The 24,910-nt window shown below is 70.0% G+C and carries 22 protein-coding genes; 13 read left to right on the plus strand and 9 right to left on the minus strand.

Features of this window, described 5'->3' with window-relative positions; translation table 11 throughout:
* Positions 1-7: 7 nt before the first annotated feature.
* Positions 8-583, plus strand: coding sequence for an imm11 family protein (locus tag VZQ01_RS28870; protein WP_223748501.1), 576 nt, complete (start codon positions 8-10; stop codon positions 581-583).
* An 85-nt stretch (positions 584-668) separates the two neighbouring features.
* On the opposite strand, the gene VZQ01_RS28875 is transcribed toward VZQ01_RS28870, so the two are convergent.
* The gene (locus VZQ01_RS28875; protein ID WP_426745250.1) at positions 669-2,135 is read right to left on the minus strand and encodes a pentapeptide repeat-containing protein; all 1,467 of its coding nucleotides are present in this window, start codon (positions 2,133-2,135) and stop codon (positions 669-671) included.
* Positions 2,136-2,179: 44 nt separating this feature from the next.
* Between VZQ01_RS28875 and VZQ01_RS28880 the strand changes: the two genes are divergently transcribed.
* Together VZQ01_RS28880 and VZQ01_RS28885 are read left to right on the plus strand one after the other, a co-directional pair.
* Positions 2,180-3,136, plus strand: coding sequence for an RluA family pseudouridine synthase (locus tag VZQ01_RS28880; RefSeq protein WP_074950880.1), 957 nt, complete (start codon positions 2,180-2,182; stop codon positions 3,134-3,136).
* 33 nt (positions 3,137-3,169) lie between these two features.
* The gene (locus VZQ01_RS28885) at positions 3,170-5,740 is read left to right on the plus strand and encodes a penicillin-binding protein 1A (protein ID WP_426745251.1); all 2,571 of its coding nucleotides are present in this window, start codon (positions 3,170-3,172) and stop codon (positions 5,738-5,740) included.
* Between the two features lie 71 nt (positions 5,741-5,811).
* On the opposite strand, the gene pyrF is transcribed toward VZQ01_RS28885, so the two are convergent.
* Both pyrF and VZQ01_RS28895 read right to left on the minus strand, forming a co-directional pair.
* Positions 5,812-6,672 (minus strand): orotidine-5'-phosphate decarboxylase, encoded by an 861-nt coding sequence (gene pyrF / locus VZQ01_RS28890; RefSeq protein WP_267699726.1) that lies wholly within the window; start codon positions 6,670-6,672, stop codon positions 5,812-5,814.
* Positions 6,673-6,678: 6 nt separating this feature from the next.
* A complete protein-coding gene (locus tag VZQ01_RS28895; protein ID WP_426745252.1) occupies positions 6,679-7,440 on the minus strand; it encodes an SDR family NAD(P)-dependent oxidoreductase in 762 nt (253 codons plus the stop codon).
* A gap of 256 nt (positions 7,441-7,696) precedes the next feature.
* On the opposite strand from VZQ01_RS28895, the gene VZQ01_RS28900 reads away from it, so the two are divergent.
* On the plus strand, positions 7,697-8,086 hold the full coding sequence (locus tag VZQ01_RS28900) for a response regulator (RefSeq protein ID WP_223748506.1): 390 nt from the start codon (positions 7,697-7,699) through the stop codon (positions 8,084-8,086).
* Between the two features lie 88 nt (positions 8,087-8,174).
* Here the strand turns inward: VZQ01_RS28900 and VZQ01_RS28905 are convergent, their stop codons facing one another.
* Entirely contained in the window at positions 8,175-8,471 is a 297-nt protein-coding gene (locus VZQ01_RS28905) for a hypothetical protein (RefSeq protein ID WP_223748507.1), read from the minus strand.
* 118 nt (positions 8,472-8,589) lie between these two features.
* Between VZQ01_RS28905 and VZQ01_RS28910 the strand changes: the two genes are divergently transcribed.
* Positions 8,590-9,927: a threonine/serine exporter family protein gene (locus VZQ01_RS28910; protein WP_223781677.1), complete on the plus strand. Its 1,338-nt coding sequence runs from the start codon at positions 8,590-8,592 to the stop codon at positions 9,925-9,927.
* On the opposite strand, the gene VZQ01_RS28915 is transcribed toward VZQ01_RS28910, so the two are convergent.
* A complete protein-coding gene (locus VZQ01_RS28915) occupies positions 9,924-10,952 on the minus strand; it encodes a histone deacetylase family protein (protein ID WP_223781678.1) in 1,029 nt (342 codons plus the stop codon). The two genes, VZQ01_RS28910 and VZQ01_RS28915, sit on opposite strands and share 4 nt — an antisense overlap.
* Positions 10,953-11,074: 122 nt before the next feature.
* Between VZQ01_RS28915 and VZQ01_RS28920 the strand changes: the two genes are divergently transcribed.
* From VZQ01_RS28920 to VZQ01_RS28940, 5 genes are all read left to right on the plus strand, one after another.
* A complete protein-coding gene (locus VZQ01_RS28920; RefSeq protein WP_223781679.1) occupies positions 11,075-13,129 on the plus strand; it encodes a methyl-accepting chemotaxis protein in 2,055 nt (684 codons plus the stop codon).
* A gap of 40 nt (positions 13,130-13,169) precedes the next feature.
* A complete protein-coding gene (locus tag VZQ01_RS28925; protein ID WP_223748511.1) occupies positions 13,170-14,453 on the plus strand; it encodes an MFS transporter in 1,284 nt (427 codons plus the stop codon).
* 132 nt (positions 14,454-14,585) lie between these two features.
* Positions 14,586-15,131 (plus strand): Sec-independent protein translocase protein TatB, encoded by a 546-nt coding sequence (tatB, locus tag VZQ01_RS28930; RefSeq protein ID WP_426745253.1) that lies wholly within the window; start codon positions 14,586-14,588, stop codon positions 15,129-15,131.
* Positions 15,132-15,170: 39 nt separating this feature from the next.
* Positions 15,171-16,376, plus strand: coding sequence for a twin-arginine translocase subunit TatC (gene tatC / locus VZQ01_RS28935; protein WP_223748513.1), 1,206 nt, complete (start codon positions 15,171-15,173; stop codon positions 16,374-16,376).
* Between the two features lie 16 nt (positions 16,377-16,392).
* Positions 16,393-17,484 carry a potassium channel family protein gene (locus VZQ01_RS28940; RefSeq protein WP_223748514.1) on the plus strand — a complete coding sequence of 364 codons (1,092 nt, stop codon included), beginning with the start codon at positions 16,393-16,395 and terminating at the stop codon, positions 17,482-17,484.
* A gap of 68 nt (positions 17,485-17,552) precedes the next feature.
* Here the strand turns inward: VZQ01_RS28940 and VZQ01_RS28945 are convergent, their stop codons facing one another.
* Positions 17,553-18,869, minus strand: a complete 1,317-nt coding sequence (locus VZQ01_RS28945) for an alpha/beta fold hydrolase (RefSeq protein ID WP_426745254.1) — start codon at positions 18,867-18,869, stop codon at positions 17,553-17,555.
* Between the two features lie 405 nt (positions 18,870-19,274).
* On the minus strand, positions 19,275-19,910 hold the full coding sequence (locus VZQ01_RS28950) for a glutathione S-transferase family protein (protein ID WP_267699732.1): 636 nt from the start codon (positions 19,908-19,910) through the stop codon (positions 19,275-19,277).
* Positions 19,911-20,052: 142 nt separating this feature from the next.
* Here VZQ01_RS28950 and VZQ01_RS28955 point away from each other — a divergent pair, with 142 nt between their 5' ends.
* On the plus strand, positions 20,053-20,937 hold the full coding sequence (locus tag VZQ01_RS28955; protein WP_223748517.1) for a bifunctional transcriptional activator/DNA repair enzyme AdaA: 885 nt from the start codon (positions 20,053-20,055) through the stop codon (positions 20,935-20,937).
* 6 nt (positions 20,938-20,943) lie between these two features.
* Here VZQ01_RS28955 and VZQ01_RS28960 read toward each other — a convergent pair whose 3' ends face one another.
* Together VZQ01_RS28960 and VZQ01_RS28965 are read right to left on the minus strand one after the other, a co-directional pair.
* Positions 20,944-22,524, minus strand: coding sequence for a hypothetical protein (locus VZQ01_RS28960; protein WP_426745255.1), 1,581 nt, complete (start codon positions 22,522-22,524; stop codon positions 20,944-20,946).
* Positions 22,525-22,530: 6 nt separating this feature from the next.
* Positions 22,531-22,905, minus strand: coding sequence for a hypothetical protein (locus tag VZQ01_RS28965; protein ID WP_223748519.1), 375 nt, complete (start codon positions 22,903-22,905; stop codon positions 22,531-22,533).
* 179 nt (positions 22,906-23,084) lie between these two features.
* On the opposite strand from VZQ01_RS28965, the gene VZQ01_RS28970 reads away from it, so the two are divergent.
* Both VZQ01_RS28970 and VZQ01_RS28975 read left to right on the plus strand, forming a co-directional pair.
* The gene (locus VZQ01_RS28970; protein WP_426745256.1) at positions 23,085-23,900 is read left to right on the plus strand and encodes a helix-turn-helix domain-containing protein; all 816 of its coding nucleotides are present in this window, start codon (positions 23,085-23,087) and stop codon (positions 23,898-23,900) included.
* 241 nt (positions 23,901-24,141) lie between these two features.
* Entirely contained in the window at positions 24,142-24,897 is a 756-nt protein-coding gene (locus tag VZQ01_RS28975) for a dienelactone hydrolase family protein (RefSeq protein WP_426745257.1), read from the plus strand.
* The last annotated feature ends 13 nt before the right edge of the window (positions 24,898-24,910 follow it).

A 24,910-nucleotide genomic window follows, 5' to 3' on the forward strand; every position in this document is an offset into this window, starting at 1 on the left:
CTCCACCATGGCGAACCGGGTTCGATACTTCAGCCTCAACGAGGACGTGAAGGGAGGGAGTTGGTACCTCGGAGACCCGTTGGATGACGCGGGCCACGAGCTCGAGGACATCTGGGAGTTCACTGAGGGACGGCCTGTCCGCAGCACAGGCCACCTGAAGTTTCCCATCCGAGAGTCGGGACGACGGTTGGACTACAGCGCCGCGGGCGTCGCCATGACGCCTGTCCTCCACATCAGGGTGGCCACCCTGTTCGCGGAGTTGGCCCCCGATGACGTGCAGCTCCTCCCCGCTGACATCACGGACTGCCCGGAGCAGTATGTCGTGCTCGTGGCCACGAAGCTCATCCGCTGCATCGATGACGAAGCCTCGGAGGAGATACTGCGCTGGAAGCCAGAGGACGGGCGACCGGAGCGGGTCGGTCAATACCGGAGCGTGGCGGGGCTGCGAATCGACCCCGCGAAGGTGGGCGACGCCAAGGTGTTCCGCACCTGGGGATGGAAAGGTGCCCTCATCGTCTCGGAGGACATCAAGACCGCCGTCGAGCGCGCGAACGCCACGGGCGCGCAGTTCGAGGAGGTCTAGGCTCAGCCCCCAAACACCACGGGGCCGCCAGGTCCCGAAAAGGGAACCCCAGCGGCCCCGAGGGCTCACACCGTGCAACGCGCCGTCACTCCTCCGGCGATTGGACGATGAGCTTCTCCTTGCCACACACGTCACAGCGCAGGTGGATGAACAGGTCCCCGTCGCTCTCCTCGGGCACCTCGCCCTCGGGCACGCCGAGCTCCGCCTTCGCCAGCGCCGCCACCTTGACCGGGATGTCCTCGGCCTTCAGCGACTGCACGTACGTCATCTCCCGGTTGTCGCACTCGCGCGTCTCCGGGCCGTTCAGCCACGACGGCTCCATCCCCTCCGGCAGCCGGCTCACCAGCTCCAGGTTGGTCACCGACTCGGCCAGGTACGCCAGCCGGCGCAGCCGCGCCTCCTCGGGCAGCGCCGAGAAGACCTGGAAGCCCTCGAACAGCGCGTCACGGTCCTCGCCCGTCGCCTCACGCGCCAGCTGCATCGAGAACTCGCTCGACTCCAGCGCCTCGTCCCAGTTGTTCTCCGGGTTGAAGCCCGCCTCCAGGAGCGCCGTGTACAGCTGCGTCGCCGCCAGCCGCTGCCGCGCCACCGGCAGGTGCTCCACCACCTCGTGCGTCAGCCGCAGCTCCAGGAGCGCGCCTGTCGTCCGCGGGTCGATGGAGCCCGTCAGGTCATCCACCTCCACCTCCTCGCGCAGCGCCTTCTTCAGCACCTGCGCCGCGGAGAAGCGGAACAGCGGCACCACGCCCACCTCGCGCAGGTACATGGCGCCCACCGCCGCGTCCTTCGCGCCCAGGTGCAGCGCCTTCTGCGCCTTCTCCACCACCGAGCTGTCCGCCAGCGGCTTCTTGTTCTCCAGCCGCGTCTTCACCGCCTCGCGGTAGAGCGTCTCCAGCGAGCTGCCCGGCGGCATCCGCTGCGGCACCAGCGGCCTCAGCCCCGGCACGTCCAACACCCACAACGGCGGCATCGCCAGGCGCTTCAGGCCCCGGAAGAACAACGAGCCGGGCGGGTCCTGCGGCTTGAACGGCGGCAGCTCCTCCTGCGCGGGCTCACCCTGGAGCAGCGCCGAGGCCTGCACCCCGAGCGCCTTCTCCCGCTGTTCGCGGGTGAACGCCGTGATTCCCTGGGCCGGCGGAGGCGGCGGAGGCGGGGCCTCCTCACCGTCCAGACCGACGACGCGGTCCATGTCCACGTCGTCCATCTCCAGGTCATCCAGACCCTTGGCGCCCGTGAAGTCACAGCGCAAGAGCTTCAGCTTCTCGAAGGTCGCGCCCTCGAGGTTCGCACCCCGGAAGTCACAGTCCTGCAGCCGTCCGCCGTGGAAATAGGCGTTCGACAGGTCCGAGTCCCGGAAGTTGATTTTGGACAGATCGCACCGCTCCCACTCGGAGCCCACGAGCCCGAGGCCCGACAGGTCCGCGTTCGCGGAGAAAAGTTGCGTGAAGGTGGCGCCAGTGTGCTCGGTCGGGACCTGACCGCCCTTGCGCAGTCGGTTCCACTCGGCCGACCCGTTCTGGAGGAGCTTCTCGATACTGGGGGCTTTCGGCATGGACCGGGGATTATTCGTATGGTCTGGTCCGCGCGCCAGCACAAATGATCGAGTACCGAATCGAGACCGACACCGCCGGGATGCGCCTGGACAAGCACCTGCGCAAGCGCCTCCCCACCGTTCCCGTCAGCCACCTGTTCAAGATGATTCGCACCAAGAAGGTGCGGGTGAACGGGAAGCGCGCCCAGCCCGAGCAGTTGCTCGCCGAAGGAGACGTGCTCACCATCCGGGGCGACGAGCAGACGCTCAAGGGGGAGGACCGTCCGAAAGTGGACCGTCCGCCCCCGCCGGTGGACCCCAGCCGGCTGGTGATTCTCAGAGAGGACGATTGGCTGATGGCGGTGGACAAGCCCAGCGGGATGGCCGTCCATACCGGCTCCGGAATCACCGGGGGCACGCTGGTGGACTACGTGCGCGCCTACCTGGGGCCCAAGGCCGTCCGCAACGACTTCACCGCCTCCCCCGCCCACCGGCTGGACCGGGAGACCTCCGGCGTCATCCTGGTCGCCAAGCGGCGCCCGGCGATGGTGCACTTCACGGAGGTCTTCACCCACGGGCTCTCCAAGAAGCGCTACCTCACCCTGGTGAAGGGGAAGATGCCCAAGGAGTCCGGCGTCATCGACCTGCCCCTGTCGGAGCACCAGCAGACGGCCGAGTCCAAGGCCCGCCGCGGGGTGAACATGCAGGAGGCCCTCACCCGGTGGAAGGTCGTCAAGCAGTCTGGCGAGGTGGCGCTCCTGTCCTGCGCCATCGAGACCGGGCGCACCCATCAGATAAGAAGGCACCTGGCGGCCATCGGACACCCCGTGGTCGGCGACAAGAAATACGGTGACTTCGCCTTCAACCGCGACGTGCAGGCGCGCTGGGGGCTCAAGCGGTTGTTCCTGCACGCCGAGCGCATCGAATTTCCCCACCCGGAGGGCGGTGGCAAGGTGGCCGTGGAGGCCCCCCTCCCACCCGAGCTCCGAGACGTGCTCAAGCGGGCCGCACTGCTGCCCTGAGGCATTGGAAGCCCGCGAGGTTTCGAAACACGTATGTCCGACTCCAAGACGACTGACCGCAGCCGCTCGAAGCTGGTGCTGAAGGGGGTCCCCCCGGGCCGCTGGTGGAAGGTGCTGCTGAAGCTGGGTGGGTGGCTGGCGCTGACGGGCGCGACGGCGGGCGCGGTGGGCCTGGTCGCCATCTACTACGTGTACGCGGACGGGCTGCCCGCCATCCCCAAGGTGGACGAGTACTGGCCGCCCATCGTCACGGAGGTCTACACCGACGACGCGGTGCTGGCCGGCGAGTTCTACAACGAGCGGCGCAAGGTGGTGCCCTACGAGCGCATCCCGAAGCGCCTGGTCCAGGCCTTCATCGCCAGCGAGGACTCCAGCTTCTTCGACCACTTCGGCGTGGACGTGCTGGGCACCTCGCGCGCGGCGTTCAAGACCATCGGCTCCAAGCTGGGCCTGCGCTCCGGCGGCATCCAGGGTGGCTCCACCCTGACGCAGCAGACCGCGAAGGCGGTGCTCATCTCCGCCGAGGGCTACAAGTCCGCCACGGCCAAGACGCTCACCCGCAAGATTCGCGAGGCCATCCTCGCGCTCCGGCTGGAGCAGTCGCTGACCAAGGAGGAGATCCTCTACCTCTACCTGAACAACGTCTTCCTCGGGCACCACAGCTACGGCGTGCAGAGCGCGGCGGAGAACTACTACCGCAAGGACGTGCGGGATTTGACGCTCGGGGAGATGACGCTCATCGCGGGCCTGCCCCAGGCGCCCAGCCGCTACTCGCCGTTCCTGCGTCCGGAGGCGGCCAGGAAGCGCCGCGCCTACGTGCTGCGCCGCATGCTGAACGAGGGCATGATTTCGCAGGCCGAGCACGACACGGCCAACGCGGAGGCGGTGAAGGTGTTCCCCGTGGAGGACGTCTTCCACGAGTTCGCCCCGTACTTCGTCGAGCAGGTCCGCAAGGACGTGGTGGACCGCTACGGCAACCCGGTGCTCCTCAAGGAGGGCCTGAAGATCTTCACCACCATGGACAGCGAGCGTCAGCGCGCCGCGCAGGACGCGGTGATGGAGGGCCTGTTGTCCGTCGACAAGCGCCAGGGCTGGCGCGGGCCGGTGAAGCAGCTGACGGCCGACGAGCTCAAGGTCTTCCTCGACAAGTCGCGCAAGGCCATGGGCCAGGACGAGCTCGTGGAGGGGCGGCTGTACGTGGCGGCCGTCACGAAGATTGATGACGACGGCAAGGGCGCGGACATCCAGGTGGGGCCGCACACGGCGCGGCTGCCGCTGTTGGGCATGCGCTGGGCGCGCAAGGTGAACCCGGAGGGCTACTACCCGGCGATGATGATTTCGTCGGTGAAGAAGGCCATCGCGGTGGGCGACCTGGTCGTGGTGCGCCACGTGACGAAGAAGGACCTCACCGACGACAAGGAGCAGTGGGACAAGAAGCTGGCCGAGGACATCCCCGCCGAGGGCGTGAAGCTCTTCCGGCTGGAGCAGACGCCCGAGGCCCAGAGCGCGCTCGTGTCCGTGGACCCCCACCGCCAGTACCTCACGGCGATGGTGGGCGGCTACGACTTCGACGACAACGAGTTCAACCGCGCCTTCCAGGCGTGCCGTCAGCCGGGCTCCTCGTTCAAGCCGTTCGTGTACTCGGCGGCGCTCGAGCAGCTCAACTGGTCGGAGGCCACCGTCATCGTCGACTCGCCCATCGTCGAGCACGACCCGGACAACAAGGTGTCCTGGAAGCCGGCCAACTACAGCGAGGAGTTCGTGGGCGACGTGACGCTGCGCACGGCGCTGGTGAACTCCATGAACATCCCCGCGGTGAAGACCTTCGGCGCGGTGGGCGTGAAGAACATGGCGGCGTGGAGCACGAAGCTCGGCATCACCACGCCCATGAACATGGACTTCTCCGCGGCGCTCGGCTCGTCGTGCGTGTATCCGGTGGACCTGGCCAACGCGTACGCGACGTTCAACCGCTACGGCCGCAAGAAGCCCACGTACTTCGTGCGCAAGGTGGAGGACCGCTGGGGCCGCACGCTGGAGGACCACACCGCGTTCGACGACGCGTGGGCGCCCCTGCAGGACCGCGTGGCCGCCGGCTACGCGCGCCTGTTCGAGCCCGGTGAGCAGGTGATGAGCCCGGAGGTGGGCTTCATCCTGACGCACCTCCTGCGTGGCGTGGTGCTCCAGGGCACCGGTGGCCCGGCGACGCGGCTGGGCAAGCCCGCGGCCGGCAAGACGGGCACGACGAACGACTCGTTCGACGCGTGGTTCGCGGCGTACACCCGCGACCTCGTGACGGTGGCGTGGGTGGGGTACGACTTGAACCCGCATCCGCTGGGCCGCTACGAGACGGGTGGTCGCGCGGCGCTGCCCATCTGGCTCAACTACATGAAGCGCGCGCTGGAGGGCCGGCCGCAGTCGGAGTTCTACCCGTGGCAGTCCATGGACCTGGTCCGGCTGCACATCGACAAGAAGACGGGGAAGATTGCCCCCGCGGGCTCGAAGAACTCCGAGCTGATGTTCTTCAAGAAGGGCACCGAGCCGAAGGACGCCGTGCCCGACAAGAACACCGTCGACGTGGACCAGTTCATGATGGGCGCGCAGTAGCGCCCGTCCCCGCCGCGCGAGTCTTTGGGCCCCGTGCGCCTCCTCCGGGAGGACGCGGGGCCCGAGTCGTTTCAGGCGCCCTGGCGGAAGCGGCGCGCGGGCTCCACGTGGCGGAGAATCGCGGCGCGCAGCGCACCGACCTCCGGCCCCGCCTCGAGCACCGAGCGCGTGGCGGTGGGGATGACCTGCGCCTCGCGACCCGCGAACAGCCGCTTCAGGTCGTCGAAGCCCGCGCCCTGCGCGCCGATGCCCGGCGTCAACAGGAGCGCGCCGCCCAGCCGCTCGATGACGCTCCGGTCCGAGTCGGGCAGGGTGGCGCCCATCACCGCGCCCGCGGGCAGCACGCCCGGGCCCGCCTTCTCGTTCAGCTCGCGCAGGCCGTCCGCCAGCGCCTCGGCCACCGTGCGTCCATCCTCGCCCTTCGACTTCTGGAGCGAGGTGCCCTCCGGGTTCGACGAGCGCACGACGAGGAACGCGCAGGCGCCGGACGCCCGCGCCCGCTCAATCGTCTTCACCAGCGCGCCCAGCCCCAGGTACGCGGTGAACGTCGCCGCGTCCGCCTGGTAGGCGCTGTCCGGGCCGAACACCGACTCGGCATACGCATCCATCGTGGAGCCGATGTCGCCGCGCTTCACGTCCAGCAGCGCGAGCGAGCCCGCGGCCTGGAAGCGCTTCATCAGCTTCTGGAGCACCTGGAGGCCCGCGGGGCCGTGGCGCTCGAAGAAGGCGCTCTGCGGCTTCACCACCGCCACGCTGTCACCGGCGGCCTCCGCGATGCGCTCGCAGAAGTCGGACAGCCCCTGCGCGGTGTCGGGCAGTCCCCAGCGGTTGAGCAGGTCCCGCGACGGGTCGACCCCGAGGCAGAACGGCGAGCGCTCGTCGGCGAGCCGGGCGAAGCGCTGGGCGAAGGACGGGGGAGTCGTCGAGGACATGGGACCTCAGCGCAGCCGGCGGGCGGCCGCGTCGAAGAGGGGGTTGGGCAGCACCTTCGCCAGCCTGGACGGGATGGCCAACTGCCACGGGAAGGAGACCTCCGTCTCACCGCGGAGGATGGCCGAGCCCATCAGCTCCACGGCCGCGTCCGTCTCCATCAGGAAGGGCATGGGGAAGTGGTTGGCGGCGGTCATCTCGCTCTTCACGAAGCCCGGGAAGATGCAGGTGACGCACACGCCGGTGCCCGCCAGGTCCACGCGCAGGCTCTCCATGAAGGTGCCGAGGAACGCCTTCGACGCCGAGTACGCCGCGTGTCCCGCCAGCCCCCGGTGCGCCGCGAGGCTGGAGATGCCCACCACGTGACCGCGCCGGCGCTCCACCATGCTCGGCAACACCGCTGTCAGCGTGGCGACCGCACCGGTGACGTTGGTGTCGATGATGGAGCGGACCTTGTCCCACTCCAGCCGCTTGCCGTGCGTGACGCCGCCGACGCCCGCGTTGGCGATGACCAGGTCCAGCCCGCCGCACTCCGAGTCGAGCTCGCGCAGCTTCTCCATGAGCGGCTCCGCGCGCGAGACGTCCAGCTCCACGGGCTCCACGGTGGCGCCTGCGGCCTGGGCCTCGGCGGCCAGGGCCTGCAACTGGGGGACGCGCCGGCCCGCCGCGAAGACGCGCAGGCCCCGCCGGGCCAGCCAGAGCGCCAGTCCGCGTCCCAATCCGCTCGAGGCGCCCGTCACCAGCGCCGTCCGGTAGCTCATCTCCGCCATGGTGTCTCCTCGTGAGGTGGCCGCGAGGGTGCTTCTCGCATGGTTGAAGAGGAAGGGGGGACACAAATCCAAGTCGCCCGGTGGAACCGCCAGAAGTCCACGGACGCTGGAGCGCCGCCTCGCCCGGCTGGTGGGAATGGCGGGCGCGAGGTGTCGTCACGCCGACGCGCGGCGGCCTTTGGGGGAGGCCCGGGCGTGGGGGTGATGACGTGTGCGCCGCGCGTCCTCACCTTGAGTCAGGAGGAGGGGCTCGACCATGCTCAACTGCGTGCTGGCGGTCGATGACGACCCGGACATCCTGATGGCCTTCAAGGACGTGCTCGAGCTGGAGGGGCACCGCGTGCTCCTGGCCCGAGGAGGCCGCGAGGCGCTGGAGCTGCTCGGGCGAGGCGAGCGACCGGACGTGATCCTGTTGGACCTGATGATGCCTGACGGCAACGGCTGGGAGTTCCGGGACCGGCAGCTCGCCGATGCCTCGCTCGCCTCCATCCCCGTGGTGGTCATCTCCGGCCAGGGCGTGAGCGCGCGCGAGGTGATTGCGCTCGGCGTGGACGACTACCTGCGCAAGCCCGTGGACGTGGAGCGCCTGCTGGGGGCCGTGTCCCGCTTCGCGGCCTCTGCCGAAGGGGACTCGCCGCACGCATGAGGAACCGGGCCCGCGCCAGGTCGAGCGCGCGGGCCCTTCTCGTCACTTCCTCAGTGCAGGCCGGACGGGGCCTGCTCCAGCTTCTCCATCACCTGGTCCACGGAGAAGCTCGACGGGCGCTGGCGCGGGGGAACTCGCGGAACGTCGAGAGGAAGCGGGCCACGGCCTGCTGCGCGGGCACGAAGTAGAACGCGTGGTCGATGAGCCAGGCCTGGTAGCCGACGGCGTCCTCGGAGCGCACCAGCGGGTCGGCGCGCAGGTCGAACGCGAGCGGGGCCCGGCGGACGGTGAAGGGCTCGCCCCAGGCGTCGATGCCCTTGGACTCAGGCCGTCGCGAGTCCTCCGCCTGCCCGAGGGCGTCGCGGCGAGCGAGCCGTCGAGTCACCCTGGAGGGCGGGGTGTGCGTCCAGCGCGAGGGCGCTCACCTCGAGTGGCAGGTGTCGGAGTCCTCGCACGCGTGCGCTCCGCGACGATGGTTCGATGCCAGGGGAGGCCGTGCCCGCATGACTGACGCTCGAACCGACGACATGCCCTCGAGCGAGGACGCCACGGTGGCGGTGCTCCTGGACCTCGCGCGGGCGCTGCACCTGTCGTACGTGCCGGCCTTCGGCGTGGAGCAGCGCGTGCGTCGCGCGGCGAGGGCGTGGGGGCTGGAGGTGGAGGTCTTCACGCTGCAGACGCTCGCGGTGACGGAGGTGCGCTCCGGCGCGGCCCGCCGTGTCGACATCCAGCGGCTGCCCTTCAATCCCCACTGGAACCTGCGCCGGGCCGCCGGGCTCCTGCTCCTGTCGGAGTCGATTGCCCGCGGGCGGCTCGACGTGCCGGGCGCGCGCGCCGAACTGGACCGCATCATGACGCCGCATCCCGCCCACCCCGAGTGGCTCGTGCTGCTCGCCTATGGCGTGTACGGCGGCGCCGTGGCCGTGCGCGTGGGAGGCGGCCTCTGGGAGCTGGTGGCGGGGCTCGTCGTGGGCGTGCTCGCGGGAGCCATCCACTTCGGCACGCTGCGCTCCATGCGTGTGGACCTGCAGAAGAGCTTCCTCGGCGCGTTCCTCGGCACGCTGCTCGCGTTCGGGCTGACGTTCGTCCTGCCGTCGTTCGACGCGGCGCGGGCGCTCTTCGGGGGCATCACGCTGCTGGTGCCCGCGATGGTGGTGACGCTGGGCTCGGCGGAGCTGGTGGGAGAGTCCGTGGAGGCGGGACTGTCACGGCTCACCTATGGCCTGTTGCGCTTCTTGATGCTGGCGGTGGGAATCATGGCCGCGGCCACGCTGTGGCGCTTCTTCGGGCCGCTGCCACTCCAGCTCCGCGCGCAGTCACTGCCACACACGGCGGTGCTGCCCATCATCGCGGTGGGCGGCCTGGCCCTCACGGTGTGCATGTCCGCGCGCCGTCGCGACACGCCGTGGATTGTGGGCGCGGTGCTGCTCGCGTGGGGCATCCAGGAGCTCACCAAGGGCGTGCTGGGAGACCGGGGCAGCCCACTCGTCTCCGCGTTCATCCTGGGCATCGCGGGTCAGCTCTACGGACGGATGCCCGAGCGGCTCTCATCCACGCTCATCATGCCCGGCCTGTTGCAGCTCGCGCCCGGGTTCATCGGGACGCGGGCCATCCTCGCGCTGCTCGGCGTGCCGGGGCAGGGGGACGACGCGCGCGTGTTCGACATCCTCCTGGTCGCGCTGCAGCTGGTGCTGGGCCTGATGTTCGCCTTCATGCTCGGCCTGTCCCACGACGCCCGCGCTTCGGCGGAGGAGCGGGGTGAGCGTCCGGCGCGGACGAAGCCGCCGGAGCCCTCGGGGCCGCGAGGCGGAGGACTCCGGAGACCCGCCGAGGCGAACTAGGACAGCGCGCTCCAGTACGGCTTGAGCGCCTGTCGGCTCTCACGCAGCGCCTCCCGCGCGTCGGTGTGCGTGTCGCCGGTGGGGAAGCTGTCGGAGCGGCCGGCGAGCACCTCGACGCAGGCGTGCACGGACTGCGACAGCCCCTCCAGCGAGTAGCCGCCCTCGAGCAGCAGCACGAGCCTGCCATCGCAGACCTGCTCGGCGAGCGAGCGCAGCGAGGAGCACATGGCCGCGAAGCCACGCTCGGTGACGTCCATGCCGCCAATCGGGTCGTGCTGATGCGGGTCGAACCCCGCGGATACCACCACCAGCTGGGGACGGAAGGCCTCGGCCACGGGGAGCAGCAGCTCCTCGAAGAGCATCCCGTAGTCCGCGTCCGAGTTGCCGCCCGGCAGGCCCACGTTGACGGTGTAGCCCTCGCCGGCGCCCTGGCCCACCTCGGGGGAAGCGCCGGTGCCCGGGTAGTAGGGGAACTGGTGCACCGACTGGTACATCACGTCACGCCGGCCCCAGAAGGCCGCCTGGGTGCCGTTGCCGTGGTGCACGTCCCAGTCGAGCACCAGCACCCGCTCGGCGCCCAGCCGCCGCCCGGCCTCCGCGGCGATGGCCGCGTTGTTGAAGAGGCAGAAGCCCATGGCGCGGTCCGGCTCCGCGTGGTGCCCCGGCGGACGCACCAGCGCGAAGGCGTTGCGCGCCTGGCCCGCCATCACCGCCTCCACGGACTGCACCGCCGCGCCCGCCGCCAGCCTCGCCGCGTCCACGCTGTCCGGGGACACGACGGTGTCCGCGTCGATGCGCGCGGTGTGTCCGTTGAGCTGGCGCAGGCGCTCGAGCAGGGCGGGGGTGTGCACCGCCAACAGCTCCTCGTTCGTCGCGGAGCGCGGCGAGCCCATCACCGTGCCCCGCACGGGGGTGCTCGCGAGCACCCCGAGGATGCGCTGCAGGCGCGCGGGGGACTCGGGGTGGCCCTCTCCCGGGTCGTGCTTGAGGAAGAGGGGGTCGGTCAGCAGCAGGGTGGGCTTCATCAGGGTAGGACCTTACGCATCCAGGCGCGGGGATGTCAGGCTCCCGCCGGGCGGAGGGGCGGCCGAGGGGCCTGACCCCGGTTCTTGCCCTGCCGGTGTTTCCATTCCTACAGTGGCCCGCCTTGGCTCCGCGCTTCAAGAAACCCGGCCTGCGCAGCATCCTGCTCGGCTCCTTCGCCGTGGTGCTCGCCCTCATCCTCGGGACGCTCTACTTCGTCGTCCCGTCCCGGGTGGAGGACTTCCTGGAGACGCGCCTGACGAAGCACGGCGACGACAAGGCGCTCCAGGCGTCGCGTGACCTGGCCAACCTCTCCCTCACCATCCTGCCGCCCCTCCTGGAGACGCTCCACGGCGGCGACGACGACTTCGCGCTCATCGCCCTCATCACCCCGGATGGCCGCGTGCAGGCCGTGCATCCCCCCAGCGCGGAGGGGTGGCTGCTCAACAACCTGCGCGAGCAGCCGTCGAAGGACCCCGCCACGCTGGACGGCGCCGTCTTCGAGAACGGCAACAAGGCCAGCGTCCGTCCGGTGTCCCTGCACGAGGGGCCGGCCCACGTGCTGGTGGCGGTGAACTTCAGTTCGCTGGAGGAGGTCGTCACCTCGCTGCGGCACGTGGTGCTGCTGGCGTTCGGCATCGGCCTGGCGCTCTTCCTGGTGGTGGCCTTCTTCATCTCGCGCGCGTTCATCCTGGTGCCGCTGGACGCGATGATGACCATGGCGCGGAGGCTCGCGGAGGCGGACCTGACGGGCCGCGTGGACGTGGGCTCGCGCGACGAGCTGGGCCTGCTCGCCGAGGCGCTCAACCGCATCGCCCAGAGCTGGCGCGACACGCTGGGCCGGGTGCGCGGCGTGTCGGACGTGGTGGCCGGTGTCATCGAGCAGATCCACCGCACCGGCACCACCGTGTCCTCGGGCGCCAGCACCGTCCAGGCCCGCGTGGAGGAGACGTCCTCCTCCATGGTGGAGATGATGGCGTCCTTGCGCGGCATCGCGGAGAACGTGGAGGTCCTCTACCAGAGCGCCGAGGAGAGCAGCTCCTCCATCATGGAGATGGCCGCCACCAACGACGAGGTGGCGGAGAACGTCACCGCCATGGCCGCCAGCGTGGAGGAGACCACCAGCGCGATTGAAGAGATGACCTTCTCCATCAAGGAGGTCGCCAAGAACATCCAGGAGCTGTCCGCCTCCACGGAGGAGACGTCCTCGGCCATCAGCCAGATGGACGCGGCCATCGGTCAGGTGGAGGCCAACGCCAAGGAGACCGCGCGCCTGTCCGAGCAGGTCTTCGACGACGCGCAGACGGGCGTGGAGGCGCTGCGCAAGACGCTCACCGGCATCGACCGCATCAAGGGCTCCAGCCGCGCCGCCGCGGACGTCATCGACAGCCTGGGCCGGCGCATCTCCGAGATTGGCAACATCCTCAACGTCATCGACGACGTGGCCGAGCAGACCAACCTGCTCGCCCTCAACGCGGCCATCATCGCCGCGCAGGCCGGCGACCACGGCAAGGGCTTCGCGGTGGTGGCGGAGGAGATCAAGGACCTGGCCGAGCGCACCGGCGCGTCCACCAAGGAGATCGCCGAGCTCATCCGCAGCATCCAGGAGGAGAGCCGCAACGCCGTGGTGGTGATGAACCAGGGCGCGCGCAACGTGGAGGAGGGCGTGCAGCTGGGCCGCGAGGCGGAAGGGGCGCTGCGGAAGATCAACGACAGCACCCAGAAGTCCACGCAGATGGTGAAGGCCATCGCCCGTGCCACCGTGGAGCAGGCCCGCGGCAGCAAGCAGGTCACGGCCTCCATCCACCGCATCAGCGAGACGGTGCAGCAGATTTCGAAGGCATCCAACGAGCAGGCCAAGGGCGGCGAGCAGATCATGAAGAGCGCGGAGAAGATGAAGACGCTCACCGCCCACGTGCAGCGCAGCAGCCAGGAGCAGGCGCACGGCAGCAAGCAGATCACCCGCTCCATCGAGAGCATCAACGAGATGGTGACCCACCTGAACCGCGCCCAGAAGGAGCAGACCAAGGGCAGCGAGCAGGTGCTCAAGGCGGTGGAGACCATCAAGGGCGTCTCCGAGCACCAGACGCGCTCCGTCAAGCAGCTGGAGGAGGCCATCGACAACCTCCAGCGGCAGGCGGAGATCCTCCGGGGCGAGGTGCGCCGTTTCCGTGTCTAGCCGTGCGCGCGGCCCGCGAATGGCTTAAGGACAGGAGGACATGCCGACAGAGCGACAGGTGTCCGAGCGCTGGGTGGTCTTCCTGATTGGCGCGGTCCAGTTCGTCAACATCCTGGACTTCGTGATGGTGATGCCGCTGGGGCCCGACTTCGCCAAGGGCCTGGGCATCGCCTCGTCGCATATCGGCACCATCGGCGGCGCGTACACGGCGGCGGCCAGCGTCGCGGGGCTGTTGGGCGGCTACTTCCTGGACCGGTATGACCGGCGCCGGGCGCTGGCGGTGTCCATGCTGGGGCTGGTGGTGGCCACGGCGGCGGGAGGGCTGGCCACGGGGCTGTCCACGCTGATGCTCGCTCGGGTGGCCGCGGGCATCTTCGGCGGGCCCGCCACGTCGCTGTCCTTGTCCATCATCGCGGACCTGATTCCGGTGGAGCGGCGCGGACGCGCGCTGGGCGCGGTGATGGGCGCGTTCTCCGTGGCCTCCGTCGCGGGCGTGCCCATGGCGCTGAAGCTGGCGGAGCACGGCGGCTGGCGCCTGCCGTTCTTCGTCGTCGCGGCGCTGGGCCTGCTCGTGGTGGTGGGCGCCATCTTCTTCCTGCCGCCGATGCGCGGACACCTGACGGGTGCCACCGGACGGGCCCCGAGCGTGGGCGTGCTGGAGCTGCTCGGCCGCCGCGAGGTGCAGCTGTCCTACCTCATGACGGCGGTGGTGATGATGGCGGGCTTCGTGCTCATCCCCAACATCTCCGCCTACCTCCAGCAGAACCTGGGCTACCCGCGTGACCTGCTCTGGTTCCCGTACTTCGTGGGCGGCATCGTCAGCTTCGTCACGCTGCGGCTGGCGGGGCCGCTGGTGGACCGCTATGGCGCCTTCAGGCTGGGGACGGCGGGCTCGGTGCTGCTGCTGGTGGCGACCTACGTGGGCTTCGTGGACTACCCGCGCTGGCTGCCGATTCCGCTGCTCTTCGTGCTCTTCATGACGGCCATGGGCGTGCGCAACGTGTCCTACAACACGCTGACCTCGCGCGTGCCGGACAACCCGGTGCGCGCGCGCTTCATGTCGCTCCAGTCCGCCATCCAGCACATGGCCTCCGCGGTGGGGGCCTTCCTCAGCGCGCAGCTCCTGACGGACCTGCCGGACGGCACCCTGGGCGGCATGACGCGCGTGGCCTGGGTGTGCATGGGCCTGACGGTGGCGCTGCCGCCGATGTTGTGGGTGGTGGAGCGGCAGGTGCGCTCCCGGGAGCAGGCGCGCGCCCTGGCGGTGCCTGCTTCCCAGGGGCTGGCCGTCCCCCTGTCTCCCCAGGCGCACCCACACCAGTAGTCTCAGGCCCTTGGAAAGGGCCCGGCCGTCCCCCGGCCACGGTGTCGGGCGGACGTCCGGAAGCGTCGAGCGGTTGCGCCAGGGGGCCTGGGGCGCGATAAACCGGGCTGCTTCGGGGAGAGCCGTCAGGACATGTTCAACATCGGCGCAGGCGAAATGGTGCTCATCGCGGTGGCCGCGCTGCTCATCCTCGGGCCGCAGCGGTTGCCCGAGCTGGCGCGTGCCATCGGCAAGTTCATGCGGGAGTTCCGTCGCCAGACGGACGAGGTCCGCAACGTGGTGGAGCGCGAGTTCTACACGATGGACCAGGACCTGAACCGCGAGCCTCCGCCTCCGGTGCGTCCCACGCCCGTCTTCCCGCCCTCGCCCGCGCCCCAGGCGCTGCCGCCCGAAGGGGCACAGCATCTCGGCGCGCCCGTGGAGCCGGGCGCCGAGCCGTCCTCCGTGGAGGCGCCTCGCTCCCGCGCCCCGCTGGGGCTGGACGGTGACGAGCCCCCAGGGCTCCCCGAGCCCGTCGCCGAGGCCCAGCCGGGCCTCCAGCCGCCCGAGCCGCAGCCCGCCGAGCCGGCTTCTTCTTCCTCCCCGTCCGCCGCCACCGAGAGCGTGGGCGCGGATGGCCTGCCTCGACTCGCGCCGCTGCCTGGAACGGTGGCGCGCAACGCGCCGAAACGGAGCTGACCCCTGAGTCCCCAGCCTCTCGCCGACTCCGAGCTGCGGATGAGCTTGATGGAGCACCTGTCGGAGCTCCGCTCGCGGCTGCTCAAGTGCACCCTGGCCGTGCTCGGGCTGGGCCTGGTGTCGCTGCTGTTCGCCAAGCCCATCTTCGGCGTGCTGATGCGGCCCGTGCTGGACGCGCTGCCGGAGGGCAACCGCGCCCTCATCTACACGTCCGGCATCGAGGAGCTGAACGTCCTCATGAAGGTGGGCGTGTACTGCGGCGTGTTCCTCACCACGCCCGTCATCCTCTGGCAGATCTGGGGCTTCGTCTCGCCGGGGCTCTTCCCGGAGGAGCGCAAGTACGCGGCGCCGTTCGTCCTGTTCGGCTCGCTCGCGTTCATCCTGGGCGCGTGCTTCTGCTACTTCGCGGTGCTGCCCTCCATGTTCAAGTTCCTCCTCAACGAGGAGGAGACGCTCGCGCTGGAGCAGCGGCTGGACACGGCGCGGTTGCGCGCGGATGACGCCCTGCGCTTCCTGCGCGTGGGCGACGCGGAGCGGGCGGGGGTGCTCGCGAAGGAGACCAGCGCGTCGCTGCGCGCGGAAGGTGAGGGGCAGCTGACCGAGCCCGCGCGCTCGCCGTCGCAGGCGGTGGAGCTGAAGTCGCGGCTGGATGGCCTGGGCAAGCTGTTGGACGCGGCGGCGGACGGCTACGGTGTCCAGTCGCGCGCGGTGTTGCGGCAGGCGGTGGAGAAGAAGGTCGCGGCGGTGACGGCCTACGGCAAGCAGGACTACGTGGCGGCGTCGGTGGCCATGGACGAGGCGGCGAGCCTCTTGGCGGGCGTGGCGCCCACGCGCAGCGAGGAGCTGTCGGGGCTGTGGAAGCTGGAGAAGGAGCTGTCGGCGGGCGAGGCGCGGCACGAGGCGGAGCGGTGGACGCGGCCCATGCTGACGATGCACGAGCAGTTGTCGCTGGTGCTGCTGCTCATCCTGGCCTTCGGCATCATCTTCGAGCTGCCGCTGGTGATGGCGCTGTTGGGCATCGTGGGCGTGGTGCAGTCGCGCTGGCTGTTCAAGTATCAGCGGCACGCGTTCGTCTTCTGCCTCATCGCCGCGGCCATCATCACGCCCACCGGTGACGTGGTGAACCTGTCGCTGATGGCTGGCCCCATGCTGATGTGCTACGAGCTGGGCGTCTTCCTGGTGTGGCTGGTGGAGCGGCGCCGGGCGCGCAACGCGGCGGAGACGGGCATCACCCCGGTGTCCTGAGGAGGGGCGGCAGGCCATGTTCGGCTCCCGAAGACACCTGAGAGCCAACCTGCGCTACCTGCGCGCGTTGCTGCGCCGCTTCCGCACCACGCTGGTGCTGGCGGCGGGGCTGTTCGTGCTGGGGCCGCTCTTGTTCCACTGGCGCTACATCGGCCCGGACGGGGTGCCCATCTCCTTCGGGGAGGCGCTGCACCACGTCTACTTCCTGCTCTACGGGCAGCCGTCGCTGCCGTACGTGCATGACTGGGCCATCGAGGCGCTCAACGTGGTGATTCCGCCGGCGGGCATCGCCCTGGTGGCGGACGGCGTGGTGCGCTTCGCCTACCTCTACTTCGCCCGACACAAGAACGACAAGGAGTGGATCGAAGTGGTCACCGAGACGATGAAGGGCCACGTCGTGGTGTGCGGGGCGGGGCGGGTGGGCTACCGCGTGGTGACGCAGTTGAAGGAGATGGACAAGGACGTGGTGGTCGTGGAGAAGCGCGAGGACGCGGCCTTCGTCTCCGCGCTGCGGGACGAGAACGTGCCGTTGCTCATCGACGACACGCGCAGCCCGCTGTGCCTGCCGCGCACCAACGTGAAGCACGCCTCCGCGATTGTGTGCGCCACGGACGACGACCTGGCGAACCTCAACATCGCGCTGGATGCGCGGAAGTTGAACCCGAACATCCGCGTGGTCATCCGCCTGTTCGACGAGGACTTGAGCGGCAAGGTGCGCGACACGTTCAAGGCGGAGGCCCTGTCCAGTTCGTCGCTCGCCGCGCCCGCCATGGCGCTGGCGGCGATGGACCCGCGCATCATCCACTCGTTCCATCTGGGAAAGCACCTGATGGTGGTGTCGCTCTTCGAGGCGCGCGAGGGCCTGCCGGGGCTGAACATCTCCGCCATTCGAGATCGCTTCGGTGGGCTGGCGTTGTCGCTCCTGCGCGACGGCCACGAGCAGCTCCACCCGGTGGGGGACGAGGTCATGCGCGCGGGGGACGTGCTGACGGTGCAGGCGTCGTATCCGGAGTACTGCCGCCTGCGCGCCTTCACCAACGAGGCGGACCCGCCCATCTTCGCGCACCAGGACCAGATTGGCCCGGTGTGGCCGCGCAAGGCGGGCTGAGTCCGCGGGGCCCGCGAATCACCCGGGCGCGGACGGCGTCCCTGACACGGCGCGCGAGGCCGCTCGATTCATGACGCGCGAGTACATCGAGTGTCCTCATCCGCGACTCGAGCCATGAGCGCGGAGCGCGCGAGCGCGAGCCCCGAGGGCAGTGTGAGGGCCCGGGCAAGCAGTTCCGCAAGGGGCGCCCATTCGATGAGGAAGCCATCGTGGCCGTGTGGGCTGGACAGCTCCGCGTGCTCGGCGTGGACGCCCTGGGCACGCAGTCGCCGGGCCAGCGTCTCCATGTGCTGCGGGAAGAAGAGCAGGTCCTGGTCGATGCCCACGCACAGGGCGCTCGCGCGGATGCGCTCCAGTCCTCCGTGTGGCGCTCTCGAAAGGTCGTGGTGGTCCATGGCCCCCAGCTGCGCCAGGTACGCGCGCCCGTCGAAGCGCGCCTCCAGCTTGCGGCCCTGGTGCTCCAGGTAGCTCTGCACCGGGTGCAGCGCGCGCGAGGACCACGTCGCGGGACGCGGCTGGTTCGTGTCCAATCCCGGCTCCGCGCGATACGTCAGCATGGCGAGCTGCCGCGCCAGCTCGAGGCCCCGGTGTGACGACTCGGGGAACCCCGGGTCCAGCAGCAACGCCTGCCGGGCCACGTGGTTGAGTCCCACCACCCACGCGGAGGCCGACTCCGCGGCGGCGATGGGGGCCATGCGAGCGAAGCGCTCGGGCGCGAGCGCGGCGAGGCAGAGCACAATCATCCCGCCCAGCGAGCCACCGGTGACGAGCTCCACCTCCTGGATGCCCAAGGCGTCGAGCGCGAGGAGGATGCTTCGCGCCTGGTCCCACGGCGTGAGCGTGGCGGGCAGGTGTTGCTCGTCCTGGCGCAGGTCGCCCTTGGCCAGCACGGGCGCGGGGCCAAAGCGCGAGTCGTCGGTGCGTCGGGGGAACCCCTCATCCGCGGGACCGACGGTGCCGTAGCAGGAGCCCAGATTGTTGAAGCACAGCAGCCGCATGCGCGTCGGGTCCAGCACCCGGCCCGCGCCGATGAGAGGTTCCCACCAGCCGCCCTCGCCACCCGCGCGCATGTCGCCGGTGAGCGCGTGCACCAGCAGCACGGTGGGGACGCGCGTCGAGGGCCGCGCTCCGCCGTGACGACGGGCACGCTCGGCGGCGTGGCGCAGCTCCTCGCGCGTGCGGCGCACGAGTCGCGGCGTGGTGGCCTGGGACTCCTTCTCCGAGAGGAGGTGCGCGTGGGACTGGAGCCAGGACAGGTCGTCCTCCGGGCCCCACCACCAACCACGCACCAGGTGCGGAGTGATGCGAGCGCCGGCTTCCAACGTCAGCTCGGGCGCGGTGACTTCGAAGAGGCGCGGCGAGGTCGCGCGAGTGAGGGGAGCCAAGGGATGTCTCCGGACAGACGGGTGGCTGCGCGGGCGCGAGCGTGCGCCCGTGAGGGAAGTGGAAGTGGGGTGTGAAGTGAACGGACGGCGGGACTGGCTTCGCTGCGCTCCTGCGGGTGATGCGAGGGCGCTACGGGAGGGCCAGGAACGACGAAGCCCACCGACCCTCGCGGGTGGGTGGGCTCGGTGGCTCGCCAGGGTCGGACGCGACGTCAGCCGACACAGGCGGGCGAGAGCCCACCGGTCATCGACATTCGACGCATGGCGAAGAAGGACGTCATGGCCCCAACGGATAAACGCTCACCCCTCGCGAGTCAAGTCGACCCATGGAACTGGCACCCCATGCGGCGGACATCCGACATGGGATTCCGTGAGGACACGTGATTCTCCGTGCGGGCTCGCACGTCACGGCGCGGTGACCATCGCGTTCGCCGGATACGGGGCGAGCGCACCGATGTGCCCGGGCTGGGCCTTCACCCGCGCGAGCCACCGGGACACCGCGGGGAAGTCCTCCAGGGACAGGCCCACGTCGGGCGCGAGATGCGCATAGGCATACAGCCCGATGTCGGCGACGGTGGGACGCCCGCCGACGAGGAAGTCCTCATGTTGGAGATGCCGCTCCAACGTGGCGAGCGCGGCGCGGCCGGCCTCGACGCGCACGCGGAGGACCTCGGGAGGGTGCAGGCGAGCGCGCCCGGTGAGCACCCAGAAGCGCGCGGTGCCGATGTTGGGCTCGACGCAGTTCTGTTCGAAGAAGAGCCACTGGTGGACCTGGGCGCGCTCGAAGGCGTCGCGCGGCAGCAGCGGTGTGTCCTCGGCGAGGAACAGGAGGATGGCGTTGGACTCGGCGAGGAATCGTCCGGGCTCCGGCTCCAGCACGGGGATGCGTCCGGCGGGGTTCTTGTGGCGAAGGAAGTCGGGCGTGTGGCTCTCGCCCGCGAAGATGTCCACGGGGACGAGCTCATAGGGCCGGCCGAGCCAGGACAACACGTGGCGCAGCTTGTAGCCATTGGCGGAGGCCGCGCAGTCGTAGAGGCGCATGAGGACACTGTAAGCGCCCGCCAGCGGGCGGACGACCCGGTCCTTGCTGTGAGCCGGAGGGGGATGGCCGCAAGAACCGGGTTGAAGGGCGCGGGCCCTGGGGCCATACCCAGGGATGGACACACCTATTGGGAGCCGGGACATGGCCAACAGCGACTACGCCCGAATCGAGCAGGCGATTCTCTACCTCGATGCGCACGCGCGCGAGCAGCCCTCGCTGGACGACGTCGCCGCGCACGTGGGCCTGAGCCCCTTCCACTTCCAGCGCCTGTTCACCCGCTGGGCGGGAATCAGCCCCAAGCGCTTCCTCCAGATTCACACGCTCAGCTCGGCGCGCCGGCTGCTGGCCGAGCGGCGCAGCGTGCTCGACACGTCCTTCGCCGTGGGGCTGTCCGGAGGTGGTCGGCTGCACGAGCTGTTCGTGACGCTGACGGCGATGACGCCCGGGGAGTTCAAGCTCGCGGGGGACGGCCTGACGATTCACCATGGCGTGCACGCGTCGCCCTTCGGGGACTGCCTCATCGCCGTCTGCGAGCGAGGCATCTGCGGACTGCACTTCCTGACGGGCGAGTCGGAGGTCGAGGCGCTGGAGTCCCTGCGCGAGCAGTGGCCGAAGGCGAGCTTCATCGAATCCACGAAGCTGACGGCGCCGTGGGCCGGACGCATCTTCCCCCAGACGCCGCCGCGTGAGCGCACGCCGCTGTCGGTGCTGGTGAAGGGGACGCCGTTCCAGGTGCAGGTGTGGCAGGCGCTGCTGCGCGTGGCGCCGGGCGACGTGGCGACCTACGAGGACCTGGCGAAGGCCATCGGCAGACCCAAGGCGGTGCGTGCCGTGGGCTCCGCGGTGGGGGACAACTCGGTGGCATTGCTGATTCCCTGCCACCGCGTGCTGCGCAAGACGGGCGTCATCGGCGACTACCGTTGGGGCAGCTCGCGCAAGCAGGTGATGCTCGCGTGGGAGACGCTGCGCCGCGAGGCCGACAACGAGGACGGGGACGGCGAGGCCCTCCAGTCCGGACTGGCGTGACGCGGCTCAGCCCAGCGCCGCGAGCGCCGACACCTTGGCGATGATTTCCGGGGCGGACTGCACCAGGGTGGCGATCAGCAGCAGCCAACCGATGACCCCCGAGACGGCCCGACTGACCAGCCGGATGACGAGTGACAGCACGGCCCCGGCGAGCCCGATGGCCGCCGACACCCGCTCCAGGCGCCCGAGCAGCTGCCGCGCGTCCGCCACCGATGCCTGCGCGTCGATGAACAGCACCGTGTCGCAGTCCATGTTGAGCCGGCAGCCCATGTCCAGCCGGGGCGCGGGAGGCAGCAGCTGTCCGCTCAGGAAGATGCCCACGCCATCCGCGAACGCGGTGGCCGCGCGGCCAATCGCGCCCAGCACGTCGTTGGCGACCTGGAAGAGGGAGCGGAACACGTTGCGCGCCAGCGTCTTGAAGAACTCCCCCACGGACCGGAAGATGCTCACCACCGTCTCACCGAGCCGCTGCACCTGGCGCTTGAGCCACTTGAAGGTGCGCTTGATGCCGTCCCAGAGGAAGAAGTCCGAGTTGTCGACCTCGCTCGTCCAGTAGTCCTGGAGCTCGGCCTGGTTGTTCTCGACGAACTTCACGAGGTCGTCGGAGGACACGTCCTCCTCGCGCTGCTGGCGCACGAAGTCCTCGAAGAGCGCGGGCGTCACCTGCGTGGTGTGCAGCAGCACCAGCGCCTCGAACGTGGGCCGCGCCGGGCTGTTCCTCCAGTACTGGTCCAGCGCCTTGCGCAGCTTCGACGCGATGACGGGCTCGCGGATGTCTCCCAGCGGGTAGCCGTTCAGCCACAGCTCGTTGCGCGCGAGCCGCAGGAGGAAGCGCCGCGACGCGGTGGGCAGCTTCTTCTCCTCCAGCTCCCGCTCGGGGAGGAAGCTGCGCAGCTCGGGCGTGCCCTGGGCCACCTTCTCCAGCAGCTCATCGTGAGACATCAGCAGCCGCAGCGTCTCCCGCTCGGTGATGCTCGAGGACGCGGTCAGGCCCAGCTCGAACATCACGGCCCGGAAGCGCGCCAACTGGATGCGCAGGTTGTTCGCGTCGCTCGGGTCGACCTTGACGTTGTCGCGCAGGCCCAGCGTCGTCAGCCGCAGCTGCGCGGCGCGCAGGAGCACGGGCTTCGCCACGCCATGGGCGGGGTACCACCGGTCGATGTCGAGCGGGTCCTCCAACGTGACGAGCTCCTGGAGCGCATCCCACGTCGCCTGCTCGATGGTGGCGCCGCTGGGCGCGAGCCCGATGTCCACGCGGAATGGGTTGAGGCCCTTGAGCAGCGCCGCGTCCATCTTGTCGCTGGTGGGGTCCCCCACGTCGTAGCCCAGGTGACTCAGGCGCAGGCGGACGGCGCGCACCACCAGCTTGTAGCGCTCGTAGTTTGCGCCCTGCGACGAGGGCGTCAGCTCCGACAGGGGCACCAGCCCCGCGTGCTGCTCCAGGACCTGGAGGTTCTCCTCCAGGTTCATGGCGGTCTCCAACGGGTCGAGCCCACGGCCCTTCAGCGGCACGCCTCGCGCCGCGGGGAGCCGTGTCGGCGCGTCGAACAGCGCCGCGATGCGGACCGACTCGGGAGAGGACGGCATCGTCGCTCAGCCCTTCTTGACGATGTCCTTGAGCAGGTCGCCGAAGAAGTCCACGACGGACTTGCGCGCGGCGATGCTGGTCTCCACTGACTTGCGATGCAGGTCGAGCAGCTCCTGCAGCCGGGGGATGTCCTGCTCATCGGTCTGGAAGAGCTTCATGTCGCCGTCGAACTTCACCTGCGTCGCGGCGACGAGCTTGATGGTGGCCTGGGTCGTCGCGCTTCCCACGGAGCTCGTCGTCAGGTTGTCCCAGTCGATGGTGGGCTTGCCGCCGGTGGTGTTGATGATGTGCTTCACCTGACCGGTGTAGGTGATGACCTCCAACGTGACGAGGTCGTCGACCGCCGTGTTGAGCTTCTCGATGGCTTGCTTGAGTCCCATGTGGTGTTCCCCCTCGAAAAGGCTCGCGGAGTCACGCGAAGCCCGTAAGCCGGGGAGTCTAGCGTGGGCTCGAACGCCGGCGTCAACGTCGGCGGTGCGTAGGGTGGAGTCCACACGGGTCGTCGACGACCTTCGAGACGCGTCTGCCATTGTGTAGGGTCGTCCCGGGATTCCGTCACATGGCCTTCCTCGCCCTGGCTCCGCACACCACGCTCTCGCCGCAGGTCCTCGGTTATTGGTTCATCGAGGACCTGGAGGGTTCGTACGAGGGCAAGCCCATCCGCACCACGCCCACCGCGGCGGCGGTGCTGACGCTCAACTTCGGCCGACCGTGTGGGAGTGAGTTCTCGGCCGGAGCGCCGCGCGCCTCGTTGCTGGGCGTCCAGAGTCGTCCGCGCAGCTGGAGCTCCGGGGAGGGGTGCTCCTTCGTCATGGTGATGTTGCGGCCGCCAGGACTGGCGCGGCTGTTTCCCTCGACGGGGTTGGAGAGCCGTGACGACCTCATCGAGCTGGGCGGGCTGCTGGGGGACGGGCCCGCGCGACGTCTCTGTGACGACCTCGCGGCGGCGGGGACTCCCAGGCGGGTCGCGGACCGGCTGGATGCGTGGCTGCTCCAGCGGATGCGGATGGGCGGTGAACTGGAGCGGCTCGAAAGGGCCTGGGCGACGTTGGCGAGGACCTCTCGCGTGAGCACGACGGCGCGAGGAATGGGGGTGTCGACGCGACAGCTGGAGAGGTGGTTCCGGGCGCACGTGGGTTGTACGCCCAAGCAACTGCTCGGGCTCGACCGCGTCCAGGCGAGCCTCCATGCGACGCAGACGGGGCAGGGTGACCCGCTGCAGGGGTTCAGCGACCAGGCCCACCAGATTCGCCAGTGGCGTCGCTACCTCGGCGTGACGCCGGGACGGTACGAGCGGAGGAAGTGGTCCATCCTCGCCGAGTACTTCGCCCAGGCGCGAGACGCCGCGCCCGACGGACTCGCGCACTTCTTCTGAAGGGCGGGCTCGCGTGCCTGCGCCCTGAAGAACGTCGACCCCATGCGTCGCCGGCGGGCACGGCGCCGCACCAGCGCGCCTCCCCGCGACGGCAGGGCCGCGGCGAGGAATGGAGGCGAATCATCGCGACAAGGGCGCCGCTCGCGTGAGCGGAGGGCCCACGGGCATGTCGCATTCGTTCAAGACCCGCGCCGCGCCCGGCTCCAGATTGTCGCTTCGCAGGCAGCGAGGAGACACGGTGATGTCGGGACGGCAGGAGGCAGTCATCCACGGAGAGCCCGTGGAGTATCGCGAGGGAGAGACCCTCTGTGAGGGATACGTGGCCTGGGACCGTCGGGAGGACCGCCGACGTCCCTGCGTGCTCCTGGCGCATGCCTGGGATGGACTCAACGCGCCCATCCGCGCGAAGGCGGAGGAGTTCGCCGCGTTGGGCTACCTGTGCTTCGCGGTGGATGTGTACGGCAAGGGCGTGCGAGGCGGCGTCGCGGACGACAACTCGCGCCTGATGGGTCCCTTCATGGAGGACCGAGCGATGCTGCGTCGCCGGATGGTCGCTGGCTTCGAGGCCGCGCTGCGCCATCCGCGGGTCGACCCGGAGCGCATCGTCGTCATCGGCTACTGCTTCGGTGGCCTCTGCGCATTGGACCTCGCGCGCAGCGCCGTGCCGGGCCTGAAGGCCGCCGTGAGCTTCCACGGAGTCCTCGTGCCGCCGAGGCTCGGGCCTCAGCCCTCCATCACGGCCAAGGTCCTCATCCTGCACGGCTGGGAGGACCCCACCAGCTCGAAGGAGGACGTGCTCGCGGTGGCGCGCGAGCTGACGGAGGCGGGCGCGGACTGGCAGCTCCACGCGCACGGCCACGCGATGCATGCCTTCACCTATCCAGGGCTCCACAACCCCGAGGCCGGGCTCCAGTACCACCCCGACGCGGCCCGGCGGACCTGGGCCGCGATGCGCGCGTTCCTCGACGAGGTCTTCGTGGACGCCGGGCCCCGGTGAGCCGCCTGCTCGG

Source organism: Myxococcus faecalis (assembly GCF_050039385.1).
Lineage (GTDB): Bacteria > Myxococcota > Myxococcia > Myxococcales > Myxococcaceae > Myxococcus > Myxococcus fulvus.

What these genes read in the sequence shown, in the direction of transcription:
- VZQ01_RS28870 (WP_223748501.1), top strand. Translation starts at nt 8, where the DNA reads ATGGCGAACCGGGTTCGATACTTCAGCCTCAACGAGGACGTGAAGGGA.
- VZQ01_RS28875 (WP_426745250.1), bottom strand. Translation starts at nt 2,135, where the DNA reads ATGCCGAAAGCCCCCAGTATCGAGAAGCTCCTCCAGAACGGGTCGGCC.
- VZQ01_RS28880 (WP_074950880.1), top strand. Translation starts at nt 2,180, where the DNA reads ATGATCGAGTACCGAATCGAGACCGACACCGCCGGGATGCGCCTGGAC.
- VZQ01_RS28885 (WP_426745251.1), top strand. Translation starts at nt 3,170, where the DNA reads ATGTCCGACTCCAAGACGACTGACCGCAGCCGCTCGAAGCTGGTGCTG.
- pyrF (WP_267699726.1), bottom strand. Translation starts at nt 6,672, where the DNA reads ATGTCCTCGACGACTCCCCCGTCCTTCGCCCAGCGCTTCGCCCGGCTC.
- VZQ01_RS28895 (WP_426745252.1), bottom strand. Translation starts at nt 7,440, where the DNA reads ATGGCGGAGATGAGCTACCGGACGGCGCTGGTGACGGGCGCCTCGAGC.
- VZQ01_RS28900 (WP_223748506.1), top strand. Translation starts at nt 7,697, where the DNA reads ATGCTCAACTGCGTGCTGGCGGTCGATGACGACCCGGACATCCTGATG.
- VZQ01_RS28910 (WP_223781677.1), top strand. Translation starts at nt 8,590, where the DNA reads ATGACTGACGCTCGAACCGACGACATGCCCTCGAGCGAGGACGCCACG.
- VZQ01_RS28915 (WP_223781678.1), bottom strand. Translation starts at nt 10,952, where the DNA reads ATGAAGCCCACCCTGCTGCTGACCGACCCCCTCTTCCTCAAGCACGAC.
- VZQ01_RS28925 (WP_223748511.1), top strand. Translation starts at nt 13,170, where the DNA reads ATGCCGACAGAGCGACAGGTGTCCGAGCGCTGGGTGGTCTTCCTGATT.
- tatB (WP_426745253.1), top strand. Translation starts at nt 14,586, where the DNA reads ATGTTCAACATCGGCGCAGGCGAAATGGTGCTCATCGCGGTGGCCGCG.
- tatC (WP_223748513.1), top strand. Translation starts at nt 15,171, where the DNA reads ATGAGCTTGATGGAGCACCTGTCGGAGCTCCGCTCGCGGCTGCTCAAG.
- VZQ01_RS28940 (WP_223748514.1), top strand. Translation starts at nt 16,393, where the DNA reads ATGTTCGGCTCCCGAAGACACCTGAGAGCCAACCTGCGCTACCTGCGC.
- VZQ01_RS28950 (WP_267699732.1), bottom strand. Translation starts at nt 19,910, where the DNA reads ATGCGCCTCTACGACTGCGCGGCCTCCGCCAATGGCTACAAGCTGCGC.
- VZQ01_RS28955 (WP_223748517.1), top strand. Translation starts at nt 20,053, where the DNA reads ATGGCCAACAGCGACTACGCCCGAATCGAGCAGGCGATTCTCTACCTC.
- VZQ01_RS28960 (WP_426745255.1), bottom strand. Translation starts at nt 22,524, where the DNA reads ATGCCGTCCTCTCCCGAGTCGGTCCGCATCGCGGCGCTGTTCGACGCG.
- VZQ01_RS28965 (WP_223748519.1), bottom strand. Translation starts at nt 22,905, where the DNA reads ATGGGACTCAAGCAAGCCATCGAGAAGCTCAACACGGCGGTCGACGAC.
- VZQ01_RS28970 (WP_426745256.1), top strand. Translation starts at nt 23,085, where the DNA reads ATGGCCTTCCTCGCCCTGGCTCCGCACACCACGCTCTCGCCGCAGGTC.
- VZQ01_RS28975 (WP_426745257.1), top strand. Translation starts at nt 24,142, where the DNA reads ATGTCGGGACGGCAGGAGGCAGTCATCCACGGAGAGCCCGTGGAGTAT.